General features: G+C 44.5%; 11 protein-coding genes. 2 read left to right on the forward strand and 9 right to left on the reverse strand.

Annotated features, from left to right (window positions below):
* Positions 1–715: ISAs1 family transposase (locus JGK36_RS31140; protein ID WP_293201295.1), on the forward strand; the 715-nt coding region annotated here is incomplete at its 5' end.
* 310 nt (positions 716–1,025) lie between these two features.
* Here the strand turns inward: JGK36_RS31140 and JGK36_RS31145 are convergent.
* The 4 genes from JGK36_RS31145 to JGK36_RS31160 form a co-directional block, all read right to left on the reverse strand.
* Entirely contained in the window at positions 1,026–1,397 is a 372-nt protein-coding gene (locus JGK36_RS31145) for a Uma2 family endonuclease (RefSeq protein ID WP_293199044.1), read from the reverse strand.
* A gap of 170 nt (positions 1,398–1,567) precedes the next feature.
* Positions 1,568–2,128 carry a Uma2 family endonuclease gene (locus tag JGK36_RS31150; RefSeq protein ID WP_293199046.1) on the reverse strand — a complete coding sequence of 187 codons (561 nt, stop codon included), beginning with the start codon at positions 2,126–2,128 and terminating at the stop codon, positions 1,568–1,570.
* An 88-nt stretch (positions 2,129–2,216) separates the two neighbouring features.
* Positions 2,217–4,298 carry a tetratricopeptide repeat protein gene (locus JGK36_RS31155; RefSeq protein WP_293199048.1) on the reverse strand — a complete coding sequence of 694 codons (2,082 nt, stop codon included), beginning with the start codon at positions 4,296–4,298 and terminating at the stop codon, positions 2,217–2,219.
* 303 nt (positions 4,299–4,601) lie between these two features.
* Positions 4,602–5,471: a 6-carboxytetrahydropterin synthase gene (locus tag JGK36_RS31160; protein WP_293185910.1), complete on the reverse strand. Its 870-nt coding sequence runs from the start codon at positions 5,469–5,471 to the stop codon at positions 4,602–4,604.
* A 422-nt stretch (positions 5,472–5,893) separates the two neighbouring features.
* Between JGK36_RS31160 and JGK36_RS31165 the strand changes: the two genes are divergently transcribed.
* Complete coding sequence (locus tag JGK36_RS31165) at positions 5,894–7,396, forward strand: cyclic nucleotide-binding domain-containing protein (RefSeq protein ID WP_293191504.1); 1,503 nt, start codon at positions 5,894–5,896, stop codon at positions 7,394–7,396.
* Positions 7,397–7,570: 174 nt separating this feature from the next.
* Here the strand turns inward: JGK36_RS31165 and JGK36_RS31170 are convergent, their stop codons facing one another.
* From JGK36_RS31170 to JGK36_RS31190, 5 genes are all read right to left on the reverse strand, one after another.
* Positions 7,571–8,251 carry a J domain-containing protein gene (locus tag JGK36_RS31170; RefSeq protein ID WP_293191502.1) on the reverse strand — a complete coding sequence of 227 codons (681 nt, stop codon included), beginning with the start codon at positions 8,249–8,251 and terminating at the stop codon, positions 7,571–7,573.
* Between the two features lie 752 nt (positions 8,252–9,003).
* Positions 9,004–9,966: a cysteine synthase A gene (gene cysK / locus JGK36_RS31175; protein WP_293199050.1), complete on the reverse strand. Its 963-nt coding sequence runs from the start codon at positions 9,964–9,966 to the stop codon at positions 9,004–9,006.
* Between the two features lie 159 nt (positions 9,967–10,125).
* Complete coding sequence (locus JGK36_RS31180) at positions 10,126–10,566, reverse strand: Rrf2 family transcriptional regulator (protein WP_293185915.1); 441 nt, start codon at positions 10,564–10,566, stop codon at positions 10,126–10,128.
* 215 nt (positions 10,567–10,781) lie between these two features.
* Positions 10,782–11,618, reverse strand: coding sequence for a hypothetical protein (locus JGK36_RS31185; protein ID WP_293199052.1), 837 nt, complete (start codon positions 11,616–11,618; stop codon positions 10,782–10,784).
* 133 nt (positions 11,619–11,751) lie between these two features.
* Positions 11,752–12,483, reverse strand: a 732-nt coding sequence (locus JGK36_RS31190; RefSeq protein WP_293201297.1) for a hypothetical protein, incomplete at its 5' end; no start/stop codon positions are given.

Consider the following 12,483-nt stretch of genomic DNA (forward strand, 5'->3'; position numbering starts at 1 on the left):
AGGACAAGTTAAAGTTGACAAAAAATCGAATGAGATCACGGCTATTCCGGCTTTACTTAAAGTATTAAAATTAAACGGAAGCATTGTCACGATTGATGCTATGGGCTGTCAGAAGTCAATTGTGAAGTCAATTATCGAACAAGGAGGAGATTACGTAATCACCTTAAAAAAGAACCAGCCATCTCTGTATGCCAGAGTAGAAGAGTTATTTAAACAAGCACTTGCACAAGGATTTTCGGGATTTACACATACAGCTTATTCGACCAAGACAGAAAGTAATCATGGTCGCTCAGAAATCCGACATCATTTAATGTTAAGTGACATCAAAGAGCTGATAGATCCGGACAATCAATGGGAGAAACTTCATAGTATAGGCATGATAGAATCCGTGAGAATAGTGAAGGGAAAAACAAGTATTGAAACTCGTTATTACATTAGTAGTTCACCAAATAACGCTCAAAAATTTGGTGAATCAGTTCGCAGCCATTGGGGAGTTGAAAATCGTTTACATTGGGTGTTAGATGTGGCTTTTCGTGAAGATGATTGTCGGATTAGAAAAGATAATGCTCCGCAAAACTTTGCTATCCTTAGACATATTTCTCTCAATCTTTTAAGTCAAGAAAAAACCTCAAAAACCGGAGCAAAAAACAAGCGACTTCGAGCTGGGTGGGATGATGATTATTTGACTAAAATCCTCGCTGTTGCAGTCAACTAAATTCTTTGTTTCTAAGTCATTACTAGCTATTATACAACTTGTAAACAGTGGCTGTAATATTTTTATTGTCTCAAAATTAGCAGAAACCTAAAAATCACCATTAATCAATTATAGCCTTTCTCACATTCATTCGCGGACAAATCTTGACTTGAAAAGCTTTACACTGTAAAGGTTCCAGCATATCTTGGCATACCTCATCTTTCTGAAAAAGGCTATACTGTTTTCTTACAAAAGTCATTATAAAGCGTCTCTGTAGCTTCTAAGCATGGTGAATTTATGTCAAAATATACTCACCACTGGCGAACAGTCTTCAATAAGATGCGTTCCCCCTGACAGTGCTATCTGAAACCTCTACTAAAAGCAACACCTCTGATGGTATTGGATGCGCTGTAGCGTAGTAGTCAGAACGAGGTTGCAGCAAGACAACATCCGGTTGAGGTTCAGTCCTTTCTGTCAACTGAATTGGATCTTGAACACCCAAAATAGCACGTCTTCTCTCCAGATCGGAGAACACAGCGATCAGACGCTTTACACAACTTGCATGACGAGTCCCAATTGCTGCCATTTCGATAATTTCTCCTTCGATCAATTCGACTCTGTTATTTTTATTAAAAACACCTACTTTAATCATCAGGTGATATTCTGGCACTGTAAATAGCCGTCTTTTCATTTCAACAGACATAACTATTCTCCTTTTTTCGCAGTTAGTTTAAGCGGGAGCATCTCTATTTTGCAAAAAGCATTTTTTTTATTATAGTGCGAGCTTAAGAGCTCGCGATTTGTAGCATACGCGAGCGGGGACAGCACTATAAATGCAAAACTGAGATGCTCCCGTTTAAGCTTACTATTTTTTTAACCCAAGATTAAATCAACACTCACTGTCAACTCAGGAAAAGCCAGTGGTGAAACTTGTTGATCGCGTTCAAATTTTTGCACTGAAGTGTAGCCATTTGCGGTGGGATTGCGGTAAACTTCTAAACAGTTTGCTTCCAAATCCCATAACCATACTTCCTGAATGCCCGATCGCGAATAATTCGGTATTTTCACATCGCGGTCATAATTAACGGTACTATCTGCTACCTCTACCAACAGCAAAACATCCTCGCTATTTGGCAGGGATTCTTCATAAAAATCAGCGCGACGCTGTACTAAGGCAATATCAGGTTGAGGCTCAGATCGATCGCCAATGCTAATAGGATTTTGCACCCGGATGATAGCACGTGTTCGCACCCGATCGCCAAAAAACTCTGCCAGGCGATCGACACGGGCGGCGTGGCGCCTACCAATTGCTGCCATTTGGATAATTTCTCCTTCGATAAGTTCCACTCGTTCGCGATCGCTAAAAACACCAGCTTCACTCATCAGGTGATATTCTTGCACTGTAAATAGCCGTCTTTGCATTTTCACAGACATAACTATTCTCCTTTTTTAGCATTTGGCATAAGTTTACCATTTTTGCCAAAAATATTCCAATACAGCTCAGTTGCGCTGTACCTTACAACTAACTCTCCGAAGATTCATCGACTTGTGGCTGGTTTTGAGTATCTTTTTCACCGGCTGCAAATCCTTCTGTATCTTGTTTTAATTCTGAGGCAACTGTGCCTCGATCGCGCCAAGCTTCGGCATTTTCTGGCTTGATAGCAATGGCTCGATCGTATGCTGCCATTGCTTCTTCGTAGCGCTTTAATTGCGACAAAGCTGTACCGCAGTGGTGCCAAGCATCGTAGGATTCTGGCTGAATTGCGATCGCCTTTTCGTAAGCTGCGATCGCTTCTTCATGGTGCTGCAATTTTGCCAAAGATTCGCCTTTGCCAAACCAAGCTTCGTAACACTTGGAATTAAGCGTGATTGCTTGGGAGTAAGATGCAATTGCTGCTTCGTGTTGTGATAGTTTGTCGAAAGCTGCGCCTCGGTTGTGCCAAACTTCAAAATCCTGCGGTTTAATGGCAATTGCTTTGTCGTAGGATGCGATCGCCTCTTGATGGAGCTGCATTTTTCCCAGCACGGCGCCTCTATTGTACCAAACTTCGTATTTGTCGGCCCGGATATCGAGAGCCCGATCGTAAGAAGCAACAGAATCAGCGTAGCGGAGCAATCTCCACAGCATATTACCTCGATTGTACCAAGTCTCGTATCTCTTGGGATTGAGCTCAAGAGCGCGATCGTAAGAATCGACTGCGGCGGCGTACTGCTGTACTTTACCCAGCATCGCACCTCGGTTGTGCCATATTTCGCTGTCGGTTGTTTTGATAGCCAGGGCGCGATCGTAACTGGCGATCGCCTCTTCGTAATGCTGCAATTTACCCAACAAAGCTGCTATGCTGTGCCAACAACCGTATTTTCTCGGCTCGCTCGCACTTGCTCGCTCGTAACAGGCGATCGCCTCTTCGCACCTCTGCAATTTTCCCAGCAAATTCGCTTTATTGTACCACGCTTCGTAGTGATCCGGTTTAATTAATATTGCTTGGTCGTAACTGGCGATCGCCTCTTCATGACGCTGCAATCTAATTAACACATTGGCGCGCCAATACCACGCCTCATCCGCATTCTTGTTCGTTAAAATAGCTTTTTCTACGCAGGCTAATGCCTCATTGTAATTGCCCTGAAAATAAAGCTCTTCGACTTGCTTTATACAATCGTCAGCAATCAAATTTTGTCCGTCACTAGCAGGTGCTGTTGCAGAAGTTTGTGCATTATTTAACTGCCGCTGAGGTGCGAGTTTGACAGCTTCTTTGGCAACAATTGCCGGAACCTGGGAAATTTCCTGAACAATTTGAGATTTTTTCTCGTCAACTTCTGTTACCAACACTTGCAGGCGCATGATAAATTGAGATTTGAGAGTCTCAATTTGCTCGACGGAAGATTTGGAAAGTTCAGTTTCTCTAGTTAAAAAATCAAGTGATTGTTTAGCTGCACTCATTTGTGCCTCTAATTCATCCCTCATTTTTTGAGTCAGTTGGCGAGAGTTGAGCAACTCTGATTCCAACACACCAATGCCGTGCAATCTTTGATTGGCGTCAGCAACCAACTGTTTGACTACCAGCCTGCGGATCGCCCAAAAAAAGGCGATTGTCACCGGTGGCAAAATAGTACCCAGAATTAATAAAATATTCAGCAGAGTTATCGTATTATTAAAACCATATCCAGTTTCTGCACTGCCAGTCCGTGGAGAGAAAAAATCGAAAGCGTCGCGAACTTGGGGACTGCTTTTAACCCCAGTTTCGATTAATTTAGCCAGCCATGTTTCTTGTAAAGATTGAGTCAGTTCATCGGTGGCTCTAGCAGCAGGATTTGCCTTGGTTTTAACAGCAGGAGATAATTCAGCGCCGGCCGCTGCTACCAGCAAACCAGTCTGCGATTTTACCGCAATTCGTGGGGAAAATTGTTCGTCGGCGATCGTCTCGGGCGCGCTCATTGACTCCGCCGGACGAGAGACGGTATTATTTATGGCATCAACAAAGTTGCTGGCCTGCGGTGTCTCACCAGAGATGGGAGGTGCAGCCGGAGCGGCGTTAGTTTGAGCAGTTACATTCTGGGATGCGAGGGCGGCCAGAGTCAAGAGAGCTACATTTGAGACTCGCATAAACGTCAACTCACCTAGGAGAAATTAGTGTTGTTTGTCAGCAGATCGGGCGATCGACCTCATACTCTCAGCAGTGACAATAGCTTTGATGAGGAATTCTGGGTTACTATCTCCAAAATACGGGCTGCGTCTGACTTGTCAGGAAAAGTCCCAATAATACTCGCCACATAACTTGTGTCAAAGAACACTTTCTCGCACCTAATCCGCCTCCAATCATCCTCGGAATCATCGGGGCGGCTTCACCAATCTGCACAATTTGCCTCATATCCGCCTAAACCGCCCCAACTGATCCGATTTGTACCTCTAAACCGCAGCTAAAACTGCTGACTGTTGCTGTTGTACCGTCGCTGCATCTAAATCGGCACCGTAAATTTCGCAGCTATTATTCGGACTTTCAATCAGCTTAATCTTGTGCAACTCAGCGCCCAATTCCCGTATGGGCGATCGCAACAATTGCCCGATCCGAACCGCAATATTCTCCGCCGTTGGCACAACCTTCTCAAAATAAGCAATATCCTTATTTAAAAAAGTGTGATCGAAAGGTTCAACAACATAATCATCAACAGCTTTTTGCAAAGCTCCCAAATCAGCAATCATCCCAGTCCGCGCATCAATTTCCCCTTTAACAGTCACCTCTAAATGATAGTTGTGACCGTGACCGTTAGGACGAGCACATTTGCCATAAATTTCCGAGTTTTCTTCAAAACTTAAATCGGGACGAGCCAACCGATGGGCGGCACTAAAATGAGTGGACAGAGTTAGATAAGCTTCCATGCCATTTCCTAAATATTCAGCCCAAAGTTCCGGGTGTTCAAACAATTGAATTTTGCTCACAGGCAAATGAGGAGCTAGCCGCAGCCAAATTTGCCGTGCTATGTTTTCGGTAGTTGGCAGAGTCTGCCCAAATTCCGGCCATGCTTCGTTAAGGTAAGAAAAATCGAGATCCTTGGTAACTTCCCGCTTGATGACGTGTTTGACATCAGACAGGTTGAGCACCATGCCGTACTCGTCGAGTTCTCCTATCATGGAAACGTAAAGAACGTAATTGTGTCCGTGTCCCGGTGCGCGGGCAGTTGGGCCAAACCGTTCAAAGTTCTCGGCTTCGCTCAACTCCGGCAGCCAGTACCGGTGACTCGCCGAAAACTGTGCCCGACGATTGATGATGCACTGCATAAAAGTCAAGTAAGGTAAGCTTGTTAAGTTCTGTAAAGGACTTACTTCTTAAGGATAAACTAATTTTTGCTGGAATTTTTCGATAATTTTAGGGTGCTGCGAATGAATTTCTACCAATTTTTGAGATATTGGCAACACGTTGCCTCACCAGCCGCTGGGCTTATGGTACGCCACAACACAGATATCACGGGCAGAAAATACCGCTACAAAACCGTTTCTCGCCATCAGTTGCTTTTCCATCAGCTAAGAATCTTTGAGAAAGTGCGATTCCCAACAGGGTAGCTGCGCTTGACGACCTTTTTGCAACACAGCGCACTCTACACTTCGGGTTTTTCGCATAAACTCTGCCACAGTCAGGAGTTTGCGGTTCAGTTGCCAGCAAAACTAATCATCCATCACCAATTACTCATTACCAAATCTTAATGAATTGGATTACTGAACAAGCCGATCGCTTTTTTGAAAATTTGTATGGTGCGATCGCAACTCCGCTATTTTATATCGGGGACACTCATCTGTCCATTAGTGCGATCGTCAAACTGATAATATTAGCTATATTAGCCTTCGTTATAGCTCGTCTCATCAGTGAAGGAATCAAACGCAGCCTGCTAGTTAGGATGGGATTGGATCGGGGCAGTCGGGAAGCAATTTCCACCATCATCAGCTACATCTTAGCAACCCTTGGCTGTATATTCGTCATGCAAGGTGCAGGGCTCAACCTCACCTCTCTGACAGTCTTAGCTGGCGTCGTCGGCATTGGTTTCGGCTTCGGCTTGCAAAATCTCGCCAGCAACTTTATCAGCGGTCTGACCCTACTATTTGAGCAGCAAATTCGAGTCGGAGACTTTATTGAGATTGACCATTTATTAGGAACAGTTGAAAATATTTCCATCCGTTCCACAATTATCAAAACAATCGACGGACTATTTGTAATCATACCAAACATCAAGTTTGTCGAAACCAACATTATTAACTGGAGTTATAGAGACCCCAGATGCCGCGTCCACATCCCCGTCGGCGTTGCCTATGGAACTGACCCAGTATTAGTTACAGAAGCACTGTTAGTCGCTGCGAGACTGGAATCGAATATCTTATCACATCCTTCTCCGAAAGTTTGGTTTCGCGGGTTTGGAGATAACGCTTTAGATTTTGAACTTTTAATTTGGATTGACCAGCCACAGAAAAGCGATGAAATTAAAAGTGCGGTCAACTTTTTAATAGATTATGAATTGCGCCACCGCAATATCGAAATCCCATTTCCCCAGCGGGATTTGTGGCTGCGGAACCCGCAAGAGTTAACCAAACATTTTCACAATAATCACAAAGACGATAATTCAAACGGTCAAGTTTACCCCCAGAATGCCAAACATTCAGCCGAACTCAAATCTAATTCCACCGTTTCCGAGCCTAAAAAGCAAGGGGTTAAATCCCCTAATAATTGGACGCTACGAGATTTGTTGCGGCGAGTAACTTATTTTGAACAGTGTACAGATGTAGAACTGCGGCAGTTAATTGAATACGGCTACCGACAACTTTTTCCAACAGGACAGATTGTCTGCAATGAAAATGACCCTGGCGATTCTTTTTATATTATTCTTTCTGGTTCTGTAGAAGTTCTTTCTCAAAAAGCCGATCAGTACATTGCGACGCTTCACGAGGGCGAGTTTTTTGGGGAAATCTCTTTGCTGTTGGGAACTCCGAGAACGGCGACTGTTAAAACTAGCGAAGATGCAATTTTGTTTGTGGTGGAACGCCACGACTTGCAAAAACTTTTAACAGAACAACCGAATTTGGCAGATCAGATTGCTCAAAAATTGTCCGAACGCCAGCAAGCTTTGAGAGATTTGGGATTGTTAGAGGGCGACTCTCTGGAACAAACTCCTTTTATTAAAATCCGGAAGCGAATTCAAGTTCTTTTTGGAATTTGACATTCAGAACTCATTGGGAATTGGGAATTGGGAATTGGGAATTGGGAATTGGGAATTGGGAATTGGGAATTGGGAATTGGGAATGAATTAGAAGTTATTTGTTATTTGTTATTGATAGCCCGCAACAAATAACCAATAACAAATAACCCATAACCAATAACCATAACTTCTTCACTAACTTCTAATTTTCAATTCCTCCTGTGCTTCCCGCCGCAGTCTAGCAGCAATTCTAAACAGTTCTTGACCTGTGTGCAAATGGCGATCGTCATAATTGAGGGTAAATAAATGCAATTCTTCTATGCCATCTCCCACTTGATTGATGCAGTAGTAAAGATGGGCCGCAACTCCGGCTACATTAGATGGATTGGGCATCACCCTCAGAAAGTCATTAGCTTTTGAAAGAAAATCGCGACAGGTTTCGATATAAGCTTGAAACTTTTCGATCAGTTCATCATCGAACGGATCTGCTGACAATTCGTTTATTTCCTTTTTCAGCGGCTTCAAGATGTTGTTGAGTATTCGATTGACTGGTTTGTATACTTTAATCAGCCACTGTTCCATGTGTTCGTCGGCGTCCCGCGCTGCTTGTTGTCGCTGGCGGGTGACGTTTGGTGCGTAGGGCGATTGCTCTTCGCTGGGCTGGGAGATTTGGCGATCGTAAGATTGTCTTTGCTGGGCATCTCCTAATATTTCATAGGCTGCATTGAGGCGGACAATCTCTTCGTGACCGGCTGTCGCACTCTGGCTGTCTGGATGAAATATTTTGACTAAACGGCGGTATGCTTGTTTAATCTCGGCTTGGGTTGCGGTTGGGCTAATTTTTAGGGTTTTGTAGTGATTGGTAACAGAAGACACGCTATTATTTCCTTGAAATCTGGATAATCTGCGAAAAAGTGCTTGACAAAAATATCATTATTTGCTAATATACCAAGTATTTATACGATATAAATGCCAGCAATTTCAGGTAAAAAACATCTGCTTTTAGAGTATCATAAATATATTAAAAAAGAATCTTAAAAAAAACATTCATACTTTTGAAATGGCAAGCGGATTAACATTGGCGACTTACTACAGCAGAAGTCAGCAGGCTTGAGTTCAATATGTCGCAAGCCCAAAATTCATCTTAGTAAAGGAATCTCAAGAAGCGGAATGGGATTCAATTTAAGCTGATACTAATGGCAGCATAAATAGAGCTATAAAAGTAATTCCTGACTTCATGAAGGGAATAGAGGGATTGCAGTTTATTCCTGTATTTTTAGGAATGTGCACTAAAATTACCAACGTAGATGTCTAACATTGACTACTTTTGGGTAGCCTTGTCTGGGTTTTTACGAGCGGTTTGTACAATGCGAGAATATCGTAACCGTCAGGGCGATTGCTCGATCGCGATCGACAATAGACTTGAATTGCAAAAATCGGAAAACACCCTGAAATTATCTGCGTTGCATCGTCGGTTGCATCTGTCTGACATCTGCGCTTGAAGGATCGATCGAAGACTTATGCAATCTTGTCTAATAATCTATCGCAATTTTTTCATCTCAAAAGCCAAGCAGGGCGTACATTCTACGCCCTGCCCTCAGTTTCTGCAACTCGCGCCGGAGGCTAGTTTAGTTGACAGCCACCGCCAGATTCAGTTCTGGATCCTGGAACAAGGGAGTGCTGAGATAGCGCTCGCCGAAGCTAGGCTGAATCATCACAATCAATTTACCTGCATTTTCAGGACGCTTGCCGACTTTCAAAGCTGCACACAGTGCCGCACCGCTGGAAATACCGGACAAAAGTCCTTCTTCTCTGGCTAAGCGGCGCCCGTAGGCGATCGCCTCGTCATCGGTAACAATGATCACTTCGTCGATCGCATCAACATTCAGCACGGGCGGCACAAAACCTGCACCGATACCTTGAATTTTATGAGGCCCGGGCTTTCCGCCCGACAGTACCTGACTGTTTGCTGGTTCAACGGCGATCGCCTTAAACTCGGGTTTCCGGGACTTAATCACCTCTGCAACACCAGTAATCGTGCCGCCAGTGCCGACTCCAGAAATCAGGAAATCCACCTCGCCGTCGGTATCTGCCCAAATTTCCTCAGCCGTTGTCGAACGGTGAATGTCCGGGTTGGCTGGATTCCGAAACTGCTGCAACATATACGCATTCGGAGTTTTGTCTACAATCTCTTGAGCGCGCCGAATGCAGCCACTCATGCCTTCAATGCCGGGAGTCAATTCTAGTTGAGCTCCGTAAGCTCGTAACATCGATCGACGTTCCGTGCTCATCGTATCCGGCATGGTCAAAATCAACTGGTAGCCCTTTGCGGCCGCCACCATTGCTAGAGCAATTCCGGTATTGCCAGATGTCGGTTCTACTAAAACCGTTTTCCCGGGAGTAATCAGCCCTTCTGCCTCGGCTTGATTCACCATATTGACACCAATCCGGTCTTTTACTGATGCTGCCGGATTCATGCCTTCGAGTTTGACTACAATCCGAGCCAAGCAGCCTTCGGCTTGGGGAATGCGGTTGAGTTGCACCAGGGGTGTGTGCCCCACCAATTCTGTAATGTCGCCAGCAATACGCATAATCTTTGTCTGCTTGTTGTTGAAAGTAAATGTTAATTCCTAGTTGGCAATATTAAGCTATTGCGTATTGAGATTTAACTTTTAGGGCTGGCTCTCTCGCCTACCGCACTGATTGTTTGAAAAAACAGGATTTTGAAAATTAGACGCGCGTCGGCTTAACTAGATGTAATACATAATATTGAGCTGCCGTCTGCCATTGCGTTTTTCGCACAGATCTTGTAGCGTATATTTTTGCAACACCGAGTTGGCGATCGATCGCGCTTCTTGCCAAACTTCCCAAATCACAGCACTTTCTACAGTTTGAGCAGGCGAGTCTTTTTCAGAGCGATCGAAGTCTGAGCCTTCGAGACAGTTGATAATTTCGAGCAGTGTAATTTTCCACGGTTCCCGCGCCAAGATATAACCACCCTTAGCTCCTCGCTGGCTGCGAATCAGCCCGCAGCGTCTCATGGTAGCGAGCAACTGTTCTAAATATCGATCGGGAATATTTTGCTGAGCAGCTATCTGGCGAATTTGCAGGGGTTCGCCCTCATCGTAGCAATCGGCCAGCTCCAGCAAAGCTAAGATTGCGTATTCGCTTTTACAGGAGAGTTCTACCATAGTTGCACTTGAAAGTACCAGAATTCTCAACTCCGAAGTCAGATTTTAGAATCATTCTCAATTTTGAGTTCCAAATTCTCACTCCTCACCTTTGATTATACTCCGGTTCTCCACTAGAGTTTACTGACTTCCATCAATTCCTTGCAAAAAAGGCTCGCAGGGCGATCGTATGTATCGCTCATTAATCCACAGTCTTATCCTCGTGGTGGCTTCCGTCAAGCACTCTCATCTACAGTAGAAAAGTCAAGTAATGATGGAACATCAAAGCAGGGAAGTTCAACTTGCAAATACTTATCTCCACATAGATTCTCTGGTTTACCATCTCTATACATAATAAGAGCTTGAGCCTGCGCCCACATCGCCACTTCTTTTCGTTCCATGTCATTGAGTCTAGAGGCAATTGTTTGCAAAGCTTTCAAAGTCAGCGCTTGATCGAGTACCCCCGAAATCATTGTCATTTCATAACAATGTTCCATATATTCGTAGGGAATCTGCTCGTATGGGGGGGGCGGAGCGACACGCTTCAAATGCTGGTAGATCTCGGTTCTGCGATCGAAATCCACCAATTCCTCAATAAGAGGCAATATAGGCACTAAGACGGCGGGTGGAGGAATTTTTCTGTGATACTTACGGGAATTTGGTGAAAAATAGGCAATCCGAAGAGTTATTCCCCACTCTCTCATCGCTCTTTCGGCTTCAAGACAGAAGAAGTGAAACCTGACCCATTTCTCTAAATCAATGGCCACATCCCGTCCCATCTGCTGTGCCAGCAGCGACAACGCCTTCACAATTACCTGCCGTACAAGCTCGCCTCGCTCACCATGTGTACCTGTCCAATCTCTCATCCGATAGCGAGTCTCATGCTCAATAAAAGCCTGGGTATAAATTGACTCCCAGATAGATGGTTGCTCTAATAGAGCATTTGGCAATCCTAACAGCAGTAGGAAAGGAGCCGCCCACGGTAAAGTGGGTAAAGACAAAGCTTCCAAATACTCCGAGCTTTCCCCATCTTTCCAAGAAAAATCAAGTTCCAAACAGTTTTGTTTTGTCATAAATGATCGTGTCTATCAAGGCCTAAAACGTAACTCTAACCCCAGAAGCCTTGCAATTATTTCTAATGCGATCAGAACAGCTCCTGCTACCCCCGCTCCTACCCATAAAACACTGTATTAAGCTGTTCTGCATTTAAACTTTACAGTCAAAATTTGATGAAGTTCTTGTGGGGTAGGCGTCTCGCCCGCACAAAGCAGAAAAGTCAAGTAATGATGGAACATCAAAGCAAGGTAGTTCAACTTGCAAATACTTATCTCCACACAGATTCTCTGGTTTACCATATCTACTCATAGTCCGAGCTTGAATCTCCGCCCACATCGCCACTTCTGAACGTTCCGTGTCGTTGAGTTTAGAGGCAATTGTTTGCAAAGCTTTCAAAGTCAGCGATCGATCGATTACCTGAGATAGCATTAACTCTTCATAACAATGCTCCATATATTCGTAGGGGATCTGCTCGTATGGGGGGGGCGGAGCGACACGCTTCAAAGCGTCCTTAATCTCGGTTCTGCGAGCCAAAGCTACCAGTTCAGAAATCTCTGGTAATATTGGCTCTAAGACGGCGGGTGGAGGAACTTTTCGAGGATAACGACGGGACTTTGGCGAAATATAGGCATACCTAAGAGTAATTTGCCACTCTGTCATCGCTCTTTCGGCTTCAGGACAGCATTCGTGAAACCTGACCCATTTCTCTAAATCAATTGCCACATTCCGTCCCATCTGCTGTGCTAGCAGCGACAACGCCTTCGTGACTATCTGCCGTCTCAGTTCGCCCCGCTCCCCGTCTGGACTTCCTGTCCAATCTCTCAGACGATAGTCAGTCTCATACTCAATAAAAGCCTGGGTATAAATTGACTCCCAGATAGA

It is taken from the genome of Microcoleus sp. PH2017_35_SFW_U_B (assembly GCF_020737865.1).
GTDB lineage: Bacteria > Cyanobacteriota > Cyanobacteriia > Cyanobacteriales > Microcoleaceae > Microcoleus.